Origin of the sequence: uncultured Eubacterium sp., from assembly GCF_934295145.1 — a bacterium.
Lineage (GTDB): Bacteria > Bacillota > Clostridia > Lachnospirales > Lachnospiraceae > Eubacterium_I.
Genome location: NZ_CAKRAS010000049.1, coordinates 1 through 22,344, shown reverse-complemented (window position 1 = coordinate 22,344; position 22,344 = coordinate 1). Strand labels below are relative to the sequence as shown.

General features: G+C 44.5%; 22 protein-coding genes and 1 riboswitch. Of the genes, 19 read left to right on the top strand and 3 right to left on the bottom strand.

Annotated features, from left to right (window positions below; genetic code table 11):
- Nucleotides 1–45 precede the first annotated feature (45 nt).
- A complete protein-coding gene (locus tag Q0I54_RS10200) occupies nucleotides 46–1,020 on the top strand; it encodes an aldolase catalytic domain-containing protein (RefSeq protein WP_367270830.1) in 975 nt (324 codons plus the stop codon).
- Between the two features lie 148 nt (nucleotides 1,021–1,168).
- On the opposite strand, the gene Q0I54_RS10195 is transcribed toward Q0I54_RS10200, so the two are convergent.
- Complete coding sequence (locus tag Q0I54_RS10195) at nucleotides 1,169–2,497, bottom strand: MATE family efflux transporter (RefSeq protein ID WP_296118452.1); 1,329 nt, start codon at nucleotides 2,495–2,497, stop codon at nucleotides 1,169–1,171.
- A 16-nt stretch (nucleotides 2,498–2,513) separates the two neighbouring features.
- Nucleotides 2,514–3,092, bottom strand: a complete 579-nt coding sequence (locus tag Q0I54_RS10190; RefSeq protein WP_296118450.1) for a Crp/Fnr family transcriptional regulator — start codon at nucleotides 3,090–3,092, stop codon at nucleotides 2,514–2,516.
- 279 nt (nucleotides 3,093–3,371) lie between these two features.
- Here Q0I54_RS10190 and citF point away from each other — a divergent pair, with 279 nt between their 5' ends.
- The 14 genes from citF to Q0I54_RS10120 all read left to right on the top strand — a co-directional run bounded on the left by citF (nucleotide 3,372) and on the right by Q0I54_RS10120 (nucleotide 18,885).
- Nucleotides 3,372–4,940, top strand: coding sequence for a citrate lyase subunit alpha (citF, locus tag Q0I54_RS10185; RefSeq protein ID WP_296118448.1), 1,569 nt, complete (start codon nucleotides 3,372–3,374; stop codon nucleotides 4,938–4,940).
- 83 nt (nucleotides 4,941–5,023) lie between these two features.
- The gene (locus Q0I54_RS10180) at nucleotides 5,024–5,923 is read left to right on the top strand and encodes a CoA ester lyase (protein ID WP_296118446.1); all 900 of its coding nucleotides are present in this window, start codon (nucleotides 5,024–5,026) and stop codon (nucleotides 5,921–5,923) included.
- Nucleotides 5,924–5,944: 21 nt separating this feature from the next.
- Complete coding sequence (locus Q0I54_RS10175) at nucleotides 5,945–7,150, top strand: M24 family metallopeptidase (RefSeq protein ID WP_296118445.1); 1,206 nt, start codon at nucleotides 5,945–5,947, stop codon at nucleotides 7,148–7,150.
- Nucleotides 7,151–7,231: 81 nt separating this feature from the next.
- A complete protein-coding gene (locus Q0I54_RS10170) occupies nucleotides 7,232–8,329 on the top strand; it encodes a TRAP transporter substrate-binding protein (RefSeq protein ID WP_296118444.1) in 1,098 nt (365 codons plus the stop codon).
- 26 nt (nucleotides 8,330–8,355) lie between these two features.
- Nucleotides 8,356–8,874: a TRAP transporter small permease gene (locus Q0I54_RS10165; protein ID WP_296118443.1), complete on the top strand. Its 519-nt coding sequence runs from the start codon at nucleotides 8,356–8,358 to the stop codon at nucleotides 8,872–8,874.
- On the top strand, nucleotides 8,871–10,166 hold the full coding sequence (locus Q0I54_RS10160) for a TRAP transporter large permease (protein ID WP_296118442.1): 1,296 nt from the start codon (nucleotides 8,871–8,873) through the stop codon (nucleotides 10,164–10,166). The genes Q0I54_RS10165 and Q0I54_RS10160 overlap by 4 nt, the downstream gene beginning before the upstream one ends.
- A gap of 12 nt (nucleotides 10,167–10,178) precedes the next feature.
- Entirely contained in the window at nucleotides 10,179–11,162 is a 984-nt protein-coding gene (locus Q0I54_RS10155; protein WP_296118441.1) for a D-2-hydroxyacid dehydrogenase, read from the top strand.
- Nucleotides 11,163–11,194: 32 nt separating this feature from the next.
- A complete protein-coding gene (locus tag Q0I54_RS10150) occupies nucleotides 11,195–12,136 on the top strand; it encodes a 2-hydroxyacid dehydrogenase (RefSeq protein ID WP_296118440.1) in 942 nt (313 codons plus the stop codon).
- Between the two features lie 34 nt (nucleotides 12,137–12,170).
- Nucleotides 12,171–13,334: an NADP-dependent malic enzyme gene (locus tag Q0I54_RS10145; RefSeq protein ID WP_296118438.1), complete on the top strand. Its 1,164-nt coding sequence runs from the start codon at nucleotides 12,171–12,173 to the stop codon at nucleotides 13,332–13,334.
- A gap of 216 nt (nucleotides 13,335–13,550) precedes the next feature.
- A riboswitch (cobalamin riboswitch) is annotated at nucleotides 13,551–13,767 on the top strand.
- Nucleotides 13,768–13,946: 179 nt separating this feature from the next.
- Nucleotides 13,947–14,555 (top strand): TetR/AcrR family transcriptional regulator, encoded by a 609-nt coding sequence (locus Q0I54_RS10140; RefSeq protein WP_296118437.1) that lies wholly within the window; start codon nucleotides 13,947–13,949, stop codon nucleotides 14,553–14,555.
- Nucleotides 14,556–14,616: 61 nt separating this feature from the next.
- Nucleotides 14,617–14,901, top strand: coding sequence for a cysteine-rich small domain-containing protein (locus Q0I54_RS10135; protein WP_296118436.1), 285 nt, complete (start codon nucleotides 14,617–14,619; stop codon nucleotides 14,899–14,901).
- Nucleotides 14,902–15,057: 156 nt separating this feature from the next.
- Nucleotides 15,058–15,477: a hypothetical protein gene (locus tag Q0I54_RS10130; RefSeq protein WP_296118433.1), complete on the top strand. Its 420-nt coding sequence runs from the start codon at nucleotides 15,058–15,060 to the stop codon at nucleotides 15,475–15,477.
- Nucleotides 15,478–15,599: 122 nt separating this feature from the next.
- On the top strand, nucleotides 15,600–16,760 hold the full coding sequence (locus Q0I54_RS10125) for an SAM-dependent methyltransferase (protein WP_367270829.1): 1,161 nt from the start codon (nucleotides 15,600–15,602) through the stop codon (nucleotides 16,758–16,760).
- A complete protein-coding gene (locus tag Q0I54_RS10120) occupies nucleotides 16,753–18,885 on the top strand; it encodes a YncE family protein (protein ID WP_296118432.1) in 2,133 nt (710 codons plus the stop codon). Before Q0I54_RS10125 ends, Q0I54_RS10120 begins: the two co-directional genes overlap by 8 nt.
- A gap of 196 nt (nucleotides 18,886–19,081) precedes the next feature.
- On the opposite strand, the gene Q0I54_RS10115 is transcribed toward Q0I54_RS10120, so the two are convergent.
- On the bottom strand, nucleotides 19,082–19,309 hold the full coding sequence (locus Q0I54_RS10115) for a YaaL family protein (RefSeq protein ID WP_296118429.1): 228 nt from the start codon (nucleotides 19,307–19,309) through the stop codon (nucleotides 19,082–19,084).
- A 139-nt stretch (nucleotides 19,310–19,448) separates the two neighbouring features.
- Here Q0I54_RS10115 and Q0I54_RS10110 point away from each other — a divergent pair, with 139 nt between their 5' ends.
- From Q0I54_RS10110 to Q0I54_RS10095, 4 genes are all read left to right on the top strand, one after another.
- On the top strand, nucleotides 19,449–19,721 hold the full coding sequence (locus Q0I54_RS10110) for a pro-sigmaK processing inhibitor BofA family protein (protein WP_294785508.1): 273 nt from the start codon (nucleotides 19,449–19,451) through the stop codon (nucleotides 19,719–19,721).
- Between the two features lie 93 nt (nucleotides 19,722–19,814).
- The gene (locus tag Q0I54_RS10105; protein ID WP_296118428.1) at nucleotides 19,815–20,345 is read left to right on the top strand and encodes a prepilin peptidase; all 531 of its coding nucleotides are present in this window, start codon (nucleotides 19,815–19,817) and stop codon (nucleotides 20,343–20,345) included.
- Nucleotides 20,324–21,397, top strand: a complete 1,074-nt coding sequence (locus Q0I54_RS10100) for a hypothetical protein (RefSeq protein ID WP_296118427.1) — start codon at nucleotides 20,324–20,326, stop codon at nucleotides 21,395–21,397. The genes Q0I54_RS10105 and Q0I54_RS10100 overlap by 22 nt, the downstream gene beginning before the upstream one ends.
- On the top strand, nucleotides 21,348–22,274 hold the full coding sequence (locus Q0I54_RS10095) for a CpaF family protein (protein WP_367270828.1): 927 nt from the start codon (nucleotides 21,348–21,350) through the stop codon (nucleotides 22,272–22,274). Before Q0I54_RS10100 ends, Q0I54_RS10095 begins: the two co-directional genes overlap by 50 nt.
- Nucleotides 22,275–22,344: the final 70 nt, after the last annotated feature.

Sequence of the window (22,344 nt, the reverse complement as noted above, 5' to 3'; positions counted from 1 at the left end):
GATAAAATGACAGAAGTGATTTTGAAATAAAGGAGACAAAAGACAATGATGGAAATCAAAGGAAACATGATGTCAGTGCGTGAAGATGTCCGTGTACTGGACGCAACTTTGCGTGATGGAGGTCTGGTGAACGATTTTTATTTTACGGATGACTTTGTGTGCGATTTATATAAAGCAAATCTGGCGGCTGGTGTGGATTACATGGAGTTTGGATACCGTGCGGACAAAAAGCAGTTTGATGTAAATAAATTTGGAAAATGGAAATTCGCGGAGGATGAGGATATCCGTGCAATCGTTGGGGATAATGATACGGATATGAAGATTTCCATTATGGCGGATGTGGGACGCTGCGATTACAAACACAGCATCAAAGACCGTGCAGACAGCCCGGTGGATCTGATCCGTGTGGCTACTTATATCAATACCATGCCGGAGGCGATCGCAATGATCGAGGATGCAGCGGCGAAAGGTTATGAGACAACCTGCAACATTATGGCAATCTCCAAATGTCAGGAGCGTGATATCCAGATGGCTCTGGAGATGCTGGCAAAATCTTCAGTAAACGGTGTTTACGTGGTAGACAGTTATGGTTCCCTGTATCCAATCCAGATCCGGGAGATCACGGATATGTATCTGAAGGCGATGGCGGAGAGTGGAAAACTGGTGGGAATCCATGCACATAATAATCAGCAGTGTGCTTTTGCAAATACCATTGAGGCACTGTCCATCGGTGCAAGTATGGTGGACGGAACCGTCATGGGAATGGGGCGTGGTGCAGGAAACAGCTCGCTGGAAGGTTTGCTTGGTTTCCTGAAAAATCCGAAATATGAGATTGCACCGGTTCTTTCTTTTATTGAGAAACATATGTTGAAGCTTATTGAGGATGGTGCAGTATGGGGCTATAATATCCCGTATCTGCTGACCGGTCTGACGGATCAGCATCCGAGAACTGCCATTGCAGCAACAAAAAATCATGATACAAAATATCTGGATTTCTATCATATGCTGCTGGATGATTAAAGCAGATTTACTTAAGAATGCTATTTTTTCGGATTGTAACTGGAAAGAAAAGATGTAATGTATTAATAAAAACTGTGAGGATGGAAAAGACTTCCGTTTCTCACAGTTTTTTTGTATATGAAAGAAATTAATGGTTTGATTATAAAAATTAGTCTGAACTATGAATTTTTTTGTAGTAGAGAAATCCTGTTAAATCTGCCAGGATCCATCCGATCGGAATGGCCCACCAGATAGCGGCAACACCCAGCGGAGTCGTTGGTGCCAGAGCATAAGCCAGAGCCACGCGGGTTCCCAGGGATATGATCGTAAGGACCAGTGACATGGCCGGTTTTTCAATGGCACGGTAAAGGCCATAGAGCAGAAACAGACAGCCGATGCCCCAGTAAAATGCACCTTCAATGTGCAGATACCGGATGCCTTCCATAATAATGGTAGTTTCACTTGTATCCACAAAAATCTGCATCAGTGGTCGGGCGAAGATCCATACGATGGCAGAAATAATAATACAGAATGCAATGGATACCCGGACTGCGGTGTGAATTCCCATTTTCACCCGATCCGGGCGTTTTGCACCATGATTCTGTGAAATAAACAGGGAAAATGCATTTCCAAATTCCTGTACCGGCATATAAGCCAGCGTGTCAATTTTTACTGCTGCGGCGAAAGCGGCCATAATGGCGGTGCCGAAGCTGTTTACCAGTCCCTGGACCATTAAGATGCCAAAGTTCATAACTGACTGCTGCAGGCAGGTAAAAAATGCGTAACGGCTTATCTCCAAAAAGGTACTTTTCTGGAAAATGCGTTGTTCCTTTGCCGGGAACAGCTGCGGATTTTTCCAGAGTGCCGCAATGGTGATGCCGATGCCGGAGACTGCCTGGGCGATCACGGTGGCGCCTGCCGCACCGCCGACACCGAGGTGCAGTCCAATGACAAACCAAAGATCCAGCGCAATATTTAAAAGACTGGAGATTGCCAGAAAAATCAGCGGAAGGACAGAGTTTCCAATGGCCCGCAGTACGAATGCGAAATAGTTATATAAAAATGTAAATCCGATTCCAATAAAAATGATGCGGGAGTAAATGCGCATCAGGTTGTAAATATCTGCTGGTGTCTGCAGTAGGGTAAGAATGCCGTCTGTGCCGAGAAATACGATCAGGTACATAATGACGGTCACAAGCAGGATCAGCCAGAAGGAAACCCACATGCATTCTTTCATTTCTCTGTGGCGGCCGGCGCCGTAATGCATGGAAAACAACGCGCCGCATCCCATGCAGAGACCGATCATGACGGAAGTCAGAAATGTCATCAGTGTGTAAGTGCTGCCAACGGCAGCCAGGGCACTGGAGCCAAGCATCCGACCCACGATGATGGTATCGGTAATGTTGTAGATCTGTTGTAGCAGGTTTCCGAGCATCATCGGGAGTGCAAACAGCAGGAGTGTTTTTAATATAGGTCCCTTTGTTAAATTTTTTTCCATATCTTATATGTTTCTGTCAGTTATCCTTTTCTGAATTATAAAAATTAGGATTGTTCAGAACTCGTGTTACCTGTACCCGGGAACAGCCGATCAGCTCTGCCATCTGCTGATGTGTGAGCTCGCTGTTGTAGTAAGTACGCACACGTCCCTCGCAGTCATCCAGAGCGACTGTAGCCAGCTGCAGTACATTTGTATGAGTCTTTCCGGCTAGCATACTGACATACTGGCGCATCAATCCAAGTTCCAACACTCTGTTGTAAAATACTTCAATGTTACACTTATGTACAATGGTATTATTTTTTAATGCGATACAGGTCAAACCGCAGGGGCCTCCGTAGAGCGCTTCAATCTCACCTACGATACTGTCTGGGTAGTGAAAAGCCACGACTTGTTTATGTCCCTGTTCGTTTGTAATAAAGACTTCAACCATTCCCTGTGAAACCCAGAAAACATCGGTGAGGATCTGATCTGTGGCATAGATACATTCGTTTTTCTTTAATGTAATCGTAGGGCAGTCAGCAAACAGCTTTTCCATATTTTCCCATGCAAAAAAGTTTCTCATGTTTGTTATATTAAATGATTGTTCTTTTCCCATTTTTCCCTCTCATAACAGGATAAATACCGTATGTTATCTTATCACGTAAACCGATATTTATCATCTAATTTTGTGCATAAAACCATGTCTCCGTTTATAAATATAGCACAATGAAAAAAGAATGAAAATAAAAATCGAATAGTCATAGTGTACAAAAAAATGTATCAGGTGATACAGGAATTGGAACATGTAACCTATGATACAGAAATAAAAACACATGAATGCTATCATCTAGACATCAAGTAAGTGAGCAATTGGTAACCGGGAGGAGGGATACAGATGATAAATGCAGTCGGGCGTGAGATCCCGGATGAAATACTTCGGAAAATGAAGAAACCGGCTTTTGCAGGAGCTTATTCGAAAAAAGAAGCGGAGGTAGTAAAAACAACTGCAAAGAGCAAATGTGCTGTGATTGAAAAAGGCAGAGAGCCTGATTCAAAACTGCTTGCTTCTATCGAAGATGCAATCGAAAAAACAGGGATCAAAGATGGCATGACAATTTCTTTTCATCACCATATGAGAAATGGGGATGAGGTTGTGAATCTAGTCATGGAAGCCATCGCAAAAATGGGGATTAAGGATATACATATTGCTGCATCAGGGCTGTTTAAGTGTCATGAGCCACTGGTGAAATTGATCGAAGAGGAAGTGGTGACGGGGATCACCGTAAGTACCATTTCACCGGGGCCTCTGGCCAAGACAATCACAAATGGAAAACTGAAACATCCTGCTGTGTTTATGAGTCATGGTGGACGGCCAAGGGCCATCGAGGCAGGGGAATTACATATTGACGTGGCATTTATATCAGCTCCCTGCTGTGATGCATACGGCAACATGAACGGTGCATACGGAAAATCAGCTTGTGGTGTTTTATCCTATGCATATGCGGATGCACAGTATGCGGATCAGGTAGTGGCTGTGACAGATAATCTGATGGAGTTTCCGGCGTGTCCCATTGAGATATCGCAGGAAAAAGTGGATTATGTGGTGCAGGTAGAAAGTATCGGGAATCCGGAAGGAATCTCTTTTGGACCGACCAAACCGACCACAGATCCGGAAAACCTCAAAATCGCGGATATGACCGCACAGCTTCTGGACGAGACCGGATATATCAAAAACGGAATGTCGATGCAGACCGGAGCCGGTGGAACTTCCATTGCGGTAGCAGCCGCAGTAGGACAGATCATGAAAGAAAAGAAGATCAGAGGATCTTTTGCATCCGGTGGGATTACTTCTTATTTTGTTGAAATGTTAAAAGAAGACCTGTTTCAGGGATTGCTGGATGTACAGTGTTTTGATTCCGTAGCCATTGAATCTTACCGGGATAATCCGAAACATATGGCCATGAGTGCTTCGCAGTACGCAAATCCAAATACAAAAGGCTGTCTGGTAAACCAACTGGATATCATGATCCTGGGAGCAACAGAGATTGATGTGGATTTTAACGTCAATGTGGTAACCGGATCAAACGGAGTGATCTTAAGTTCCTCCGGTGGAAACAATGATTGTGCAGCAGGTGCAAAAATCGCAGTGGTTGTCACAAACCTGGTAAAACGTGACATGTGTATCCTGCGGGATCAGGTCACAACGGTAGTGACACCGGGAGAGACCGTGGATGTACTGGTGACAGAATACGGCATTGCCGTCAATCCGAAGCGGACAGATCTGAGAAAACTGCTGGAACATTCCAGACTTCCGGTTATGGATATTCAGGAACTGAAGACCATTGGAGATCAGAAAGCAACCAAAATTATAAAACCGGAATTTACAGATAAAATTGTAGGAATTGTGGAATACCGGGACGGTTCCATCATTGACGTGGTGAGAAAACCGGTGCAGGAATTTTAAAAACTTTAAACATAATGTCAGATATGATCACACATATCCAACAATAAAAAATTATAAAACGTGAAAATTGGGAGGAACAAAAAATGGCAGTAAGAAGAACAGACTTATATTTACCGGCAAATTCAGAGAAATTTATCCTGAAAGCACCTACACTTGGGGCTGATGTCATCACACTGGATATGGAAGATGCAGTACCGCCGGCAGAGAAAGAGACCGCAAGAAAAATGGTACGGGAGCACATCAAAGAGATGAGTGTTCATGGTTCCGAGGCATGGGTAAGAATTAACGCATGGGATACAGGACTTACCATGGATGACTTAAATGCAGTTGTTGTCGATGGACTGGATGGAATTACACTTCCGAAATGCTCCGGTGCAGATGATGTAAAACGTCTGGACTTTATTGTAACAGATCTGGAGGAAAAAAGAGGTCTTCCGGTTGGAAAAATCAAACTTGCAATTCTCATAGAGACAGCGATTGGCGTGATGAACGTAGATGAGGCAGTATTTGCCAGCGACCGTCTTGTAGCAGTTATTTTCGGTGCGGTAGACTACACAAGAGACATGCGTGTAACAAGAACAGATACAGCAGAGGAGCAGATTTATGCGCGTGCAAAAATCGGTGTGGCAGCAAGAGCAGCAGGCCTGGTAGCAGAAGATGCACCGTTCCCATCCTACAAAGACGATGCTGCATTTGAGTACAATACAAAGACCGGTGCACAGCTTGGTTTTGAGGGCAGACAGATTATTCATCCAAGTCAGATTCCGATCGCAGAGCGTGTATATTCTCCGGATCCGGAGCGTGTAGCATGGGCGAGAAAAGTAACAAAAGCATTTGAAGAAGAAGGAATTGCAAAAGGATCTGCATCTGTTCCGGTAGATGGACAGATGGTAGATACACCGGTTTATATCAATGCGAAAAACGTTCTTGAGAGAGCAGAAGAAGTAATGGCAAAAGATGCACTGAAAGCAAGCCTGAAGTAAGGTCAGAAGGAGGAAAAACAGATGGAATGGGTAACAGGAGTTCCGGAAGAGTTTAAGACAAGAATTCGTTTCCCGATGAGTGACCGGGAGATGAAACGCCGTTGGTCTACGGTACAGGCTGCGATGCAGGATCAGGGAATTGATGTGCTAATCGCACAGAATGCCGATCAGTATCTGGGTGGATATTTCCGGTATTTTACAGATCTGCCGACAGAGCAGGCGTATCCGATGAGTGTTCTTTTTCCGGCAAAGGGAGAGATGACAACGATTACAAGTTCTTCTCCGTATAATCCGCTGCCACCGGTATGGTTTCAGCGTGGAATCGAGAATAGACTCGGCGCACCGTATTTCAGAACCTTTCGTTATACAGATCTGTATGACGCGAAACTGATGGAAGCGTATATCTGTGATCATAAGTGCAAGACCGTCGGACTGATTGCACCGTCTTTACTGAATTATAAACTGGTAAATTATCTCAAAACAGCGCTGCCGGATGTGACATTCATTGACGCGACAGAAATGGTCGATGAGATCAAGGCCGTAAAGAGTGAGGATGAGATTCAGGCAATCCGCAGAACCGTGGCCCTACATGATCAGATACTTCAGATGGTACCGGGTATTTTACATCCAGGTATGTATGAATATGATCTGAGAGCAGAGGTAAACAAATTTCTGATCAGCAAAGGCAGTGAGGAAAATCTGGTTATGATGGGTTCTGCACCGCAAGGAACACCGACACCGAAATTACACAGTTTTTATCAGAACCGACGCATTGAAGATGGCGATGATCTGGTATTTATGATTGAGGCAAACGGTGGTGGCGGTTATTATGCAGAAATTGTAAGGGGATTCTGTATCGGACATCAGCCATCCAAGGAGCTTCAGTATGCATGGGATCTTTCCAAAGAACTGCAGGATTTCACTGCAGAACTGGTAAAACCGGGTGCTGACTGTGCGGAGATGCTGGAAATCTATAACAATAAACTGGTTTCCTATGGATTACAGCCGGAGACACGACTGTTTGCACATGGACAGGGATATGATCTGGTGGAGAGACCTGCGTTCTTCAAGGGTGAGACAATGAAAGTCAAAGAAAATATGTTTTTTGCGATCCATCCTGAGATCAATACCGGAAAAGCATTTGGTAATTACTGTGATCAGTATCTGGTTACAAAAGACGGTGCAGTCAGAGTGGAGACAACACCGAGACAGATTTATGTGGTATAAAAACAAAACGTATTACAAGGGATTTTAATTTAGTATAAGAAAAATATTGAGGGCACATTTATTTAGAGAAGGAGAATAATTATGAAAAAAAGAGTCGTAAGTATGTTATTAATCGGTTGTCTGGGAGCAGCGTTACTGGCAGGATGCGGAAATGACAAACCAGATGCAAGCGCAGGTGGAGATACCAACACATCCGCAGGAACAGAAGCAAAAGCAGATACCTCCGGAAAAGATTTTGGTGAGTATTCCGCAGATCATCCATTGGAGTTAAAGTTGAGCCATTTCGCTGCAAGTGAAGAAAATCAGTTGGCAATTCTGGCAAATACATTTGCAGATTATGTATCTCAGGAATCTGGCGGAGCTGTGAAAGTAACCGTATACGGTGGAGGAACACTGGGTAACGATCAGGAATCACTGGACTCTGTGATTGCAGGAACACTGGACTGTGCAGTAAACAACACACCGATTATGAGCGGATATGACGCTGGTCTGTCTGTGCTTGATCTTCCGTATCTGTTTGAAAATTATGACGATATTTATACCTTCCTGGATTCTGATGTATGCCAGGAGATGCAGGATGACTTCTCATCCACCGGTGCAAAAATCTTAAATTTGCAGTGTGTAGGTTTCCGTAACCTGGAATCCTCCAAAGGATTTGTGGAGAAACCATCTGATCTGAAAGGCTTGAAAGTTCGTGTAACAGGTTCTGATGTATATATCAATACATGGAACACATGGGGCGCAAGTGCACAGACAATGCCGGGTAACGAAGTACTGACCGCATTACAGCAGGGAACTATCGATGCATGTGATAACGTAAACAACGTATGTATCGCAGACGGTTATCAGCAGTATGCAAAATATATTTCCGTAATGGAGTATGCAACACATTTTAACGGCATTACAATAAACGAGAAAAAATTTGAATCTCTGACACCGGATCTTCAGGATGTGATCACAAAGGCTGCAAAAGAGGCTGCACTTGACTGCACAAAGAATCTTGAGACAAAAAATGCGGAGCAGTTGGATGAAATGGTTGCAGGTGGCGCAGAGAAGACAGACAACGTGGACAAAGAGGCGTTCAAGGATGCAGCACAGAGCGTTTATGATAAGTTCCTTTCTGACAATGAGCAGGGTGCAAAATACTATGAGGCAATCACAGCATTAACAGCAAAATAGAACTGACGGAAGTGAGAGGTGTAATTATGCAGGTTTTGCAAAAAATAAACAAGTATATTTCACAGATCCTGAAAGTTGCTTTGATCGCGTGTTTTACCTATATGACAGTGGTGCTGTCAATCCAGGTATTTGGACGTTATCTGTTCCATAAAGGTTTTTCATGGACAGAAGAAACTGCACGTTACATCATGATATGGGCCGTATTTCTCGGTGCGGCCTATATCGCACTCAATCTGGAGCATGTAAAAGTTTCCATTATTGAGGATCTGATGAAAAAACAAAAACATAAACATAAACAGATTCTGGAATTAGTGCAGCATATCGCAGGATTTGTATTTGTAGTAATCGTATTGAAATATGGGTTTATGCAGATGACAATTGCAAAATTGTCAAAATCAGCAAATACGGGACTCAGTATGATGTTCCCATATCTGGTATTTCCAGTGGCCTTTGCATTGTTAAGTTATGCATATTTCTACCGGGCACTGGATGATATTGTGAAACTGACAAAGAAAGATCAGACGGAAGGAGGAGAGGAACAGTGACCGCACATGTAATTATTTTTCTGATCGTAGCCATTGTGTTACTGCTGATCGGTGTACCGGTGGCAGCAACCCTGGGACTCTCCTCCATTCTGTTTTTTATCCTGGAAGGCATTCCGGCCATGACCGTTGTTCAACGACTGTTCTCCGGATGTGATGTGGCAGCGCTGATGTGTATTCCGTTTTTTATTCTGGCAGGAGATCTGATGGCCAAGGGCGGTATCGCAAAGCGTCTGGTAAATGTATGTAACATGGCAATCGGTAATGTGACCGGTGGACTTGCCCTTGTAACGATCGTAGTATGTGCGATTTTTGCGGCTATGACCGGATCTGCAATGGCCTGCTGTGTAACCATCGGTGCCATCATGCTTCCTTATATGTTGGAAGCCGGCTACAGCAGAGAATTTTCAACGGCTGTGTTTTCGGCAGGAGCGGTTTTAGGACCGATCATTCCACCATCAACGGCAATGATCATTTACGCAGTAAATACAAACGTATCCCTGACAGATTTGTATCTGATGGGGGTTCCGGCAGGAATCTATATGGCGATCGGACTTGGTATCGTGGCATGGTTCGTCTGCAGGAAAAATGGATGGAAAGGCATGGACCGAGGAGAAAACGGTTCTCAGGAAAAATTCCATCTCGGAGCATTTTTGAAAGCATTATTAAAAGCAATTCCGGCCATTGGTTCCCCGGTGATCATTCTTGGTTCCATTTATTCCGGAATTTGTACACCGACAGAATCCGCTGTTCTGGCCGTATTGTACTCGCTGATCATCGGAATCTTTGTATACAAAGAAATCAGTATCAAAGATATCCCGCAGATTTTATTTAACTCCGCAAAAGGAACTGCAAATATTATGTTTATCGTAGCCGGCGCAGCGTTATTTGCTTTCGTTGTATCTTACGCACAGCTGCCACAGATGCTGGTACACGGACTGCTTGGTATTTCCGATAATAAATATGTCATCCTTCTTATTATCCTGGTAATCTTACTGATCATGGGATGTATCATGGATGCGACACCGATCCTTCTGATTACGATTCCAATGTTCCTGCCGGTAATCCAGCAGCTTGGAATCAGCACACTGCAGTTTGGTATTGTAATGTGTACCGCAGTATGTATCGGATTTGTAACACCGCCGTTTGGTACCTGCCTGTTTACCGGAATGTCCGTATCTGGAGTATCCATGCAGAAGTTGGTAAAAGCTATTTTACCTTTTATTATCTCCATGCTAGTGGTACTGCTGTTAATCACATTTATTCCGCAGCTTACGCTGTGGATCGCAAAATAAGGGGAGAAAATCATGGCAGATGTATTGGTAATGTATAAAAAAAGTGATCTGATCCCGATGGTAGTAACAGAAAAACATATTGAAAAGATTGAAAAGTGTGTTTCTGGTAAGGTATACTGGTGTGGAAATGAGGAGGAAGCACTGGAGAAAGGATATGATGCAGAGGTGCTGTTTATTTGGGGCGGCAGCGGTAAGATGCCGGAGACATACTGCAAACAGTCCAAAAAGCTGAAATGGATCAATTCTTTTTCCGCTGGTGTGAATCCAATCATGGATGGTTCCATCAGCGAACTTCCGGTGAGACTGACGAACGCAAAAGGGATTCATGGAAAAACCATGGCCCTGACAACGGCAGGTTATATGATCAGCTTTATGAGAAATTCGTCCGAACTGTACCGCAGACAGTTAAACCATGTATGGGATAAGAAATTTGAGTGTCAGCCGTTAGAGGCAGAAGGCTTGACAGTGGGAATTGTCGGAGCCGGTGCCATCGGATGTGAAGTGGCACGGTTATCCAAGGCTATGGGAATGACTGTGCTCGGAGTAAAACGCCGGGTGACACCGCTGGAATATTTTGATGAGGTATATTCCAACGATGATCTGGACAAGGTATTGCCGTTGTGTGACTTTGTGGTGATCGTAACACCGCTGACTGATGAGACCAGACATATGTTTAATATATACAAGTTCCGTATCATGAAAAAAACAGCGGTAGTGATCAATATCGCCCGTGGACCGATTATCAAAGAAGAAGACCTGATCCAGGCACTTCAGACCGGGGAGATCGGCGGTGCGGCACTTGATGCGGTGGAAGAAGAACCGTTGAGCAGTGACAGCCCGCTGTGGGATATGGACAATGTGATCATTACACCGCACTGTGCAGCGGACAGCAAGTTATATATTGACAGAGCAATTGACCTGTTCTGTGAAAATCTGAAATTATATGAAGCCGGAAAACCGTTGTTGAACGAAATCGATATGAAACAGAGATATTAGGAAAAAGAAAAGCCGAAAGCGAGGAAATGGAAATGAAATTAGTAATTATTGAGCCGCTTGGAGTGGAGAAAGACAAACTTTTGTCTATGGCCCAGTATGCATTAAAAGATTCTGTGGAGATTATTTATTATGACACAAAAACGACAGATACACAGGAACTGATCGAGCGTGGAAAAGATGCGGAGATCATTGTGGTAGCAAATAATCCTCTGAATGAGGAAGTCATCAATGGATGCAAAAAGTTAAAATTATTATCGGTTGCATTTACCGGAATTGACCATATTGCCATGGATGCATGCAAAGCAAATGGTGTGGTTGTATGCAACTGTGCAGGATATTCCACCGCAGCAGTTTCCGATCTTGTCTTTGGCATGCTGATCATGTTTTACCGTAATCTGGCAGCCTGCGATGCGACAACCAGACAGGAAGGCACAAAAGACGGTCTCATCGGCTGTGAGCTGGAGGGCAAGAAATTTGGTATTGTAGGAACCGGTGCCATTGGAATGAACGTGGCAAAAATTGCAGCAGCTTTTGGCTGTGAGGTGCTTGCGTACAGCAGAACAAAGAAAGAGGTGGACAATATCCGTTATGTATCACTGGATGAACTGATGGCAGAGAGTGATATCGTTTCCTTGCATGTGCCGTCAAATGCAGAGACAAAAGGACTGATCAGTGCAGAGAAGATTGCCCTGATGAAACCAAATGCCGTACTGATCAATACAGCGAGAGGACCGGTTCTTGATAGCCAGGCTCTGGCAGATGCTTTAAATAACGACAAGATCGCAGGAGCCTGCATTGATGTATTTGAGACGGAGCCGCCAATCGCGAAGACACATCCGCTTGTAAACGCAAAACACACCATTCTGACTCCTCATGTGGCTTTTGCAAGTAAGGAAGCTATGGTAAAACGAGCAGTAATCGTATTTGACAACGTAGTAAAATATTTGAATGGAACACCGCAGAATGTAATGTAAGCTTGCCGGTGGTAGAAGAAAAAGGAACATAGATATGACGATCAATGAAAAAGCACTCGAATTACATGAAGAGTGGAAGGGAAAACTTGAGATCAGATCGAAAGCCCAAGTGAAGACACGGGAAGACTTGGCTATTGCATACACACCAGGTGTTGCAGAACCCTGTAAAAAAATTGCAGAAAATGAAGAAGAAGTATACCGTTATACCATGAAAGGCAATACGATTGCAGTTGTATCAGATGGAAGTGCCGTACTTGGCCTTGGAAATATCGGTGCAAAAGCAGCTATGCCTGTAATGGAAGGAAAAGCAGTATTATTTAAAGAATTTGGTGGTGTAAATGCAGTTCCTATTTGTCTGGATACACAGGATACAGAAGAAATTATTCGTGTTGTGAAAGCACTTGCGCCGGGATTTGGCGGTATCAACTTGGAAGATATTTCCGCACCACGATGTTTTGAGATTGAAGAGCGGCTGAAACAGGAACTGGATATTCCGGTATTCCATGATGATCAGCATGGAACGGCCATCGTGGTTCTGGCTGGTATCATCAATGCGTTAAAAGTAGTAGGAAAACAGAAAGAAGACTGTAAAATTGTTGTAAACGGAGCCGGATCAGCAGGTATCGCCATTACAAAACTGCTGTTATTATACGGTTTTCCAAAAATTACCATGTGTGATATTAACGGTATGATCAGTAGCCAGTCTCCGGATCTGAACTGGATGCAGAAAGAAATGCTGAAAGTGACGAATCTGGAGGATGCGACAGGGACACTGGCAGATGCGCTGAAAGATGCAGATATTTTTGTCGGTGTATCAGCACCAAACATTGTGACCGCAGAAATGGTTGCAAGTATGAATAAAGATGCCATTCTTTTTGCAATGGCAAATCCGATACCGGAAATTATGCCAGATGTGGCAAAAGCCGCAGGTGCAAGAGTTGTGGGAACCGGACGAAGTGATTTCCCGAATCAGGTAAATAATGTGGTGATTTTCCCGGGAATCTTTAAAGGTGCGCTGGAAGGCCGGGCCACACAGATTACAGATGAGATGAAGCTGATTGCAGCGAATGCGGTGGCAGGACTTGTGGCTGAGGAAGATCTTTCCGAGGACAATATTCTGCCGGAAGCTTTTGATGAACGTGTGGCAGAAGCTGTCAGCGCAGCTGTAAAGGCCTGTGTAAAACACTGCATACAGTAAAATAAGTGAAATTTTTCAAAACCTCTCCAAAATAAATAAATTTGAAAAAGAAGCTGCTCTGAATGTGTTCTGTCATGTCAGGGGAGCTTCTTTCTTTTTGGACGTATATTTGGTTAGAAACAGCAGACAGAAAGCGATGCAAAAGCAGTAACCAATCGGAAACTTTTTTGCACTAACAGATTGACTTTTGGGGGATGATTCTGTATACTGTAGATATCTGAATAGAACATTTAAGTGTCATGTATTTTGCATTGAAAAAGGCATGAGATACGTGAAGAATAGTGAATCCGGTCAGAATCCGGAACGGTACCGCCACTGTAGGCATGGAGGCACCGCACAGGGCGAAAGCCAGTCATTGGGAGTGATCCTGAGAAGGCGTGCGGGAGCTGAGGATATGCGAGTCAGGAGACCTGCTTAAATGGAAGTGCTTGCATACTTTCGGAATTGGAGTTACAGGCGTATATGTTTTGCAGAAAATCGGCTGCGGCAGTCAAGAGACTACCGCAGCTTTTTTGTTTTACAGCAAATCACAGGAGATTTCTATAAGACAAATGTATTTTCCTGCAAGATACAATTCCTGGAGAAGCTTTTTTATGACAGGAGGAAACGAAGATGAGAGAGAAACCGATGAAACAAAGAATTTTGGAAGAGGCACTGCAGCTTTTTGCACAGAATGGATACACGGGGACATCCATGAATGACATTGCGGCGAAGCTGGGAGTGACAAAGGCTGCGCTTTATAAGCATTACAAGAGCAAACAGGAAATTCTGGACTGCATTATTGCAAAGGCGGCAGAATGTGAACTGCCGAAGGAAGCAGCCAGAGTGGATGTGGGCGATAAGGCAGCAGCTTTTGAGCAGATCAAGACATATACAAAAGAACAGTTTCAGTACTGGACTAGCGAAGAATTTCCGAGCTGTTTCCGCAGAGTACTGACACTGGAGCAGTATCGTGATCCGAGAATGGCGAAACTGTATCAGAGATATCTGGCCAAAGGACCGGTATCCTATATGGAGCCGATGTTTGAACAGCTGACAGAGGACAGCCAGAAAGCCAGCCAGCTGGTTCTGGATTTTTATGGACCGATTTTCCTGCTTTACAGCATTTATGACGGGGCAGAGGAGAAACAGAGCGTGATGGATATTCTTGATCGCCATGTAGACAGTTTTGCCAGCGTGTTTCAGCAGCGTGCAGGAAAAGGAAAATGGGCAATAGCCTGATTGAAGAATGAGAGAAAAAAGAGTGGGAATACATAAATTTTACATCGTGGAGGAGGATATCATGAAAAAAGAAGGTTTTGATTTTTTCCAGAATCGTGCATGTGAATATTTCCCATGTCACACCGGAGTTGCAGAGGAAGAGTTTAACTGCCTGTTTTGTTACTGTCCGCTGTATCTTTTAGGCAAGGACTGTGGCGGAAATTTTGAGTATCTGCCAAATGGTATTAAAAATTGCGATAACTGTACGGTTCCGCATTGCAAAAACGGCTATGCCCATGTGATGGAAAAATATTTGCTGATCGCAGAGCGGATCCGTGAGAATGCACCGCGCCGGGAGGCATCTTAAACTGTGGGGGAAATGCGTACAGAACAAAAATGGAGGGAAATCTTCTCGTTACAATTTCAGGTGAAAAAGAAAAGTCTGTGTCTGGTAAAACTGACACAGATTTTTCTTTTTGCGCATATGTTGTGATAAGAACGAAGATATGATTTGGTGTATGCAATGAGTTTTGGACAGGAAAGGTATCCGTGGGTGGAGCAAGATCCGTATACCCGCGAAAAAATGCCGTTTTATATGACATATCCGATGCAGAATACGATGTTTGAGGAGACGGAGTACGAGAAGGACTGCCGGCGTCTGCAGGAAATGTATCCCCGGGATGCGCGAAATATTCAGAAACTGGTGGATCGGGAGTGTGACCGGATGGAATATGAGGGCAGTATGATGTTTGATCGGTATCCGGACCGGCTGATGATGGAACTAATCTGCCGCAGGATCTACCGGGAACTGAATCCGCAGGATGTGGAGGAGGATGGAAAGCTGAATCCGGAGGAACGGTATTTTCAGCTGATCCAGGTGATGCTCATGCAGGAAATGTATCGAAGAAGATGCAGGCATTATCGCTGCCGGAGATGGTATTAGGTCTTGTATGACGGGAAAAAATACCCTATAATTATCACAGTTTACAGGGAAAGAAAAATTTTCACACCTGTACAGGAACAAAGAAGACACAATAATTCTGGTATAAAAGGAAATATAACATTATGATAAAGGCATGGGAAGAAATATTGGGCGGCTGTATGGACCGTGAACTTGCAAAGATCATCATCAGCGGACCACGCAAAAAAGATGATGTGCGCAAAATCGAAATCAGACCGGTGTTGTTAAAAGGACAGCTGTTGTTTCAGGCAAGTGCGTACACGCAGAAGCAGGTACAGCATTACAATCTGTCGGAACAGGAAGTATATGAAAAAACAGAGGAATGGATGGAAGGATTTCGTCAATTGGAGGTGCTGCATCCGAAGGAGCGGATTCAGGTGCTGGTGAGCAAAAAAGGAAAGCGGACGGTGCGCCGTTCAAAGTCTGGCTGTCCGGCACCGACGGCATCTCTTGAGCACAACCGCAAAAAGAAATATATTCTGGATCCGGAAGTGCCGGTTCCGTTTCTGCATGACCTCGGGGTGCAGACAAAAGAGGGAAAAATCGTGCATTCCAGGTATGATAAGTTCCGCCAGATGAACCGTTTCTTAGAATTTATTGAAGATATCGTTCCGGAACTTCCAAAGACCAGAGAATCTGTTATTATAGACTTTGGATGTGGAAAATCTTACCTGACATTTGCTATGTATTATTATTTGCATGAACTGAAACACTATGATGTGCGGATTATCGGTTTAGACTTAAAAGCAGATGTGATTGCCCATTGCCAGAAGCTGGCGGAAAAATATGGATATGAAAAGTTATCGTTCCTGACTGGTGACATCGCAGATTATGACGGTGTGGATCATGTGGATATGGTTGTGACACTGCATGCCTGCGATACGGCAACGGATTATGCGCTGGACAAGGCTGTCCGTTGGGGCGCAAAAGTTATTTTGTCGGTTCCGTGCTGTCAGCATGAGGTCAATGGACAGATCCAGAACGATCTGTTGCAGCCGGTGCTGAAATATGGACTGATCAAAGAGCGTATGTCCGCACTGCTGACAGATGCCATTCGGGCAAATTTGCTGGAAGAGGCCGGTTATCAGGTGCAGGTGCTGGAATTTATCGATATGGAGCATACACCGAAAAATATTTTGCTGCGGGCCGTCAGAACAGGTAAGAAAAAGAGGTCAGAGGATCTGACCGGGCTGCTGAAACAGCTTCATATTTCCCCAACACTGGAAAGACTGATGAGAGAAGAAAGGGATACAGCGGATGCGTAAAGGAATACAGAAATTTTTTATATTGCTGGCAGTATTTATCGTGGCCGTGTTTGCATTTTCAAAGCTGACAAACCATGAGACGAAAGATCTGACAACGGATATGGCAGAGGCGACACTGCCGGTTGTTTATGTGGTGGATGGTGACCGTCTGCTGAATGAGATGCATGGATATGTGGACGAGATGTCGGTGGTTTCCATGCGTGATACCATCACTCCGCTGCCGGCAAATGGAAAACTGTCCCTGCGGATCGATCCGTATGGCAGCAAAATTGAAAAAGTGACATTTCAGATCCGCAGCCTGAACGGGGAACGTCTGGTACAGGATGGTGAGGTGTCCGTATCCGGGGACTCTTCTTCTGTAACAGGCACGGTAACCGTGGAAAATCTGCTGGAGGACAACACGGAATACCAGTTTATCCTGCAGGTGAAAACCGGGGATCAGACGAGCCGGTATTATACAAGGATTCGTGAAACAGGAAAGAGCCAGATTGAGCAGTGCGTGGATTTTGTGGAAGAATTTCATGCCATTACCATGGACAAAGAGCGTCAGTCTGAGCTGAGTTCCTATATGGAACCGTCTTCCACGGCGGACAACACAACACTGCAGAAAGTGACGATCAATAACAGTTTGGCGCAGGCCTGCTGGGGAGATTTCCAGGGGACAGAAGTGACGGATCCGATTGTTTCCATCAAGGAGATGAATGACGATTATCAGGTCATTTTGCTGGAGTACATTATGTCATCCGTGGGTGATGGCGGTGAGTCAGAATATTACAATGTGGAAGAATATTACCGTGTCCGTGTCGGTGCGGAAAAAATATATCTGCTGAATTTTGAGCGTACCGTGGAAGAGATTTTCCGTGGAGAGGGAAATCAGGTATCAAAAGATACTATCAATCTGGGAATCCGTTCCAGTGATGTGGATTTTAAAGCAAATGAGACCGGAAACGTGATCTGTTTTGTGCAGCAGGGCGAATTGTGGAGTTATAATCAGGTGGAAAATAAAATGACACAGGTGTTCAGTTTCCGCAGTCAGGAAGGCATGGATATCCGGGAAAATTATAACGAACATGATATTCGGATCCTGCGTACCACGGATGAAGGTGGAAGCATGGATTTCGTTGTCTATGGTTATATGAACCGCGGAGAACATGAAGGACAGGTTGGCGTCAGCGTGTGCCATTACGACTGTCTGACAAATACGGTGGAAGAAATGCTGTTTGTTCCGACAACGTTATCTTATGAGATCGTGAAGGAACAGATCGGAAAGCTGATGTATGTATCTGACAGCGGAACGTTTTATATGACGATTTCCAATCAGGTGTATAAAATTGATCTGAATACAAAGAAAGCAGAAGTATTTATTGATGATCTGAAACCGGATATGCTGGCAAATTCTGAGGACGGACGTTACATTGCGTGGACAGAAGATGGAAGCACCATGCATGTGACGGATCTGGAAAAAGATGACACTTATGAAGTTACCGCGGAGGCCGGACAGGTGCTCAAACCGCTCGGTTTCCTGGAAAGTGACTGCATTTATGGCGTCGGAAACAGCTCTGATATTTTCAGCACGGACACCCAGACGGATACGCAGGCCCTCAGTAAGGTGCTGATCATGGATACGACGAACAGCGACCATGCTATTTTGAAGACTTATGAAGTTCCGGGTATTTATGTAACAGGAATCCGTATCGAGGACGGAAGTATTTATCTGAGCCGTGTGACAAAGAGTGGTGATACCTATGCTGAGACGACTGAAGATACTATTATGAATCGCGATATGCAGGAAAAAGAGCAGGTGAGTGTGGGATCTGCAACTTCAGATACGAAGCAGAAAGAAGTTACCCTGAACCTACTGAGTGAGGCAACATCTTCCAATGTGACGCAGGTAGTTCCAAAGCTGATCATAAATGAGGAGTCCAATATTCTGGAGATGAAGAACCTGAACGCTACCAGTGCATATTATGTCTATGCAAAGGGAAAAGTGCTGATGGCGACACCGGATATGGCAGCAGCGATCCAGTGTGCTGATACAAATAAAGGCGTGGTGATCGGAAAAGATCTGCTGGATGTGTGGAGACTGGGACAGAGCCAGACGCAGGAGCCGCTGACGATCCAGTAAGGGGTTATCTCAGTCGAGAAGACTCACACTTCTGCAAGTGGTGAGTGATAAAAGATAGTCAGGTTAGTAAAAATCTGGATGAAAGTTAAAAAAATATGAAAGAAAAGCCCTGTTCGGGAGCGTTTTGCATGTGCTGCAAAACATCCGCGAATGGGGCTTTTTTGATAGGGAATTACAATGAATTTCCTATCAAACATTATCTTTTGATGTGCGTATTGGCATCTTTTTTTGCGCAGTTCAGCAAAAATTGGTAGCGCATCTGCGCGGACTGCAGCTGATAAATATAGCAGTCGATGAGATCCGGTTCCAGCGCATGCTCAAAGTTGCGGTATGCGGTATCAATCTCCAGTTTTGTATGATCTATGGCAGCGGCAAGGAGCTGGGACATAGTCTGTGACTTCGGATGAAAAAAGAAATTTGACAAGTTTGTCACCTCCTGTAACAAAAATCAGATAAAAAATCTATGCTACAGTATAAGCATATACCCGGAAATCTATACGAAAAATAGCATAAAATTCCACAAAAATAATATATTACAACAAAAGAATCTGTGAGGAAGCGGCATGGAAAAAATGTATGGGCTTGCAGTTATTTCCGGGGTATGTCTGCTGGTGATCCTGATCGGAATTTTGAAGAAAAATGCTGAAATTCTCTTGAATTTCGCGGCTCGCGTGGTGGTCTGTTTTATATGTACCCACTTTCTGAATGCGTTCTTTGCAGGACATGGTCTGAATGTGGCCATCGGGGTTAATCTCATCAGTGTTTTGACATACGGAACCCTTGGTTTTAGCGGAATGGCGGCACTTTACGGCATTATGTTGCTGCAAGTGTTGTGAAATTGCACAAGGGCAAAATTGGGCAGAAAAAAGGGGGTAGACAGTAGGAAAAAAAGCCCCTATAATCGGTCTCACAAAGGAGGTGGAACACATGTGGAGTTACTTCAGATCAGTGTAACTGCGGTGTTACTATTATGTGCTGCGGCGATGGATGCTGCGTCCGGGAAGATTAAAAATAAGTTGTTGTTTTCAGGATTACTGGTTGGGATTTTGTTGAGGATTCCAGGAATCTGTGAGAATGGCTGTAAGGATTTCCTGATGGGACTGTTACTTCCTGTATGTATATGCTGGATTCCGTTTCGGATGCACGGACTTGGAGCCGGAGACGTAAAATTATTTAGTGTGATCGGCTGCCTGAATGGTGGTCAGGTTGCAATCTATTGTATCTGTATTTCTTTCCTGCTGGCAGCAGGATTCTCATTCGGCAGATTGCTGAATCAGAGACAGTTTTGTGAAAGTATGCAAAACTGTATTCAATATTTTCAAATGATCGTGAGAAGCAAGGAGATCATACCCTATCCCGAGAGAAACCGTCCCGGACACCGGTTTCATTTTTCAATGGCAATTCTTTTGGGATATATCGTAGTTTTGGGGGTGAAAGTGTGCAGGGTCATACCATTTTAATTGGTGGTCTGGACAAGACATATATGCAAAAACTGGCGCTGTATCTGAATGAACGCCTGGATAATGGAATGCGAGTGGAACTGGCAGAGAGTCCGGAAAGTTCCGAAACAAAAAGTGGGAAGCCGGAAGGTATCATTTCCGATGAAAGGAAGAAAAACGAAAAAAAACGACGCTGGGATGCGGTAATTGGTACGGAAGCATTTGTTGCAGAAATGGCAGAGCAGGCTGAGCGAAGCATTATTTTCAGCGAGGAAGAGGCGGAGGATGAGACACATATACATCCTTACCAGAGCAGGGATACTTTGTATCGCAAAATTGTATCGCGGTGTGTACTGCGTGGCAGGAAAATGGCAGGCAACCCGGAAAATAAGAAGTCAAAAATGTATGTATTTACCGGAGCAGGAAATGTGGGACAGCTCAGTGCATTTGCGGCATTGTGCGCATGGATGTGGTCAAGGGAAATACCGGTACTGTATCTGGAACTGGCGGAGTGCAGTGGAATTGCACAATTACTGCATTTACAGGAGAATGAGTCCGATTTAAGCGACCTCATCCTGGCATTGCGGAGGCAAGAAGATTTATATCTGGGGGGATATGTCGGGCGAACGGACAGACTGGATTATATTTGCCCGACGAGAAATCCGCAGGTGCTTCATGAGATGGATGAGGTGGATGTCAGACGGTTGCTGCATTGTATTCTAAATCGGAAAGAGACGCTGGCAGTGCTTGCGCTGGGAACAATGGTACGAGGGTGTGAACAGATTTTTCTGGCTGCAGATCGCATTTTTCTGTTGTCAGAAGAGGGTGTCATAGAGGAATGTGCGCTGGAAGAACGAAGGATGTTTATAAAAAAATGCGTGGGGGACAGGCCTGTGCATATAGAGAAAATTTCAGTTCGGAAGCTTCGGGCTGATACGACGGGAAGTCAGCTTTTGTATGAGTGGATGGAAACAGAGGTGGGAAAACAGGCAGCACAACTGCATAGAGAGAAGGAGAATAAGTATGGAGATGATCTGGCAGGATCTGCGGAAACAGATTTTGGAGAAAATTGATGTGTCACGGGAGATATCCGATGGGGAATTAAGGGAGAAAATCCAGGTGGAGGTGCGAAATTTTGGCAGGGAAAAGCTGATGTCGCTGGCGGAGCGGGAACAGTATGAAGAGCAGATTTTTAATTCTCTTCGAAAGCTGGATATTTTGCAGGAGTTACTGGATGACCCGGAGGTGACGGAAATTATGGTGAACGGACCGGAACATATTTTTTATGAAAAATCCGGTGTGTTATATCGCTGGGAAAAAGGACACCTGACCGCAGAACGGCTGGCAGATATCATTCAGCAGATTGCGGGAAAGGCGAACCGGGTGGTCAATGAGGCGCAGCCAATACTGGATACCAGACTGCCGGATGGCTCCAGGGTAAATGTCGTGCTACAGCCGGTGGCGTTAGATGGTTCCTGTATTTCCATTCGAAAATTTTCAGATTCCGTGATGACGTTGGAAGAGCTGACGGGTCTGGAATCCATTTCAGAAGAGGCGGCAGATGTGCTGGCAGTTTTCGTAGAAGCCGGGTACAACATTTTTATATCCGGTGGAACCGGCTCTGGTAAAACTACATTTCTGAATGCATTGTCAGAGCATATTCCGGCTGGGGAACGGGTCGTTACCATTGAGGACTCCGCCGAATTACAGCTGAATGGAATTGAAAATCTGGTGCGGCTGGAGGTACGTATGGCAAATGGTCAGGGAACGGTGCCTATTGAAATCCGTGATCTGATTCGTACGGCACTGCGGATGAGACCAGATCGCATTATTGTGGGTGAGGTGCGTGGTGCGGAGGCTCTTGATATGCTTCAGGCGATGAATACCGGTCATGATGGAAGTCTTAGTACGGGTCATGCAAACAGCAGTGAGGACATGCTGCTGGAATAGAAAAATAATCTACTTTATAAAAAATAGTTTTGTAACAAAAGAAAGTGGCATAAATGCTGACGTTGATAGA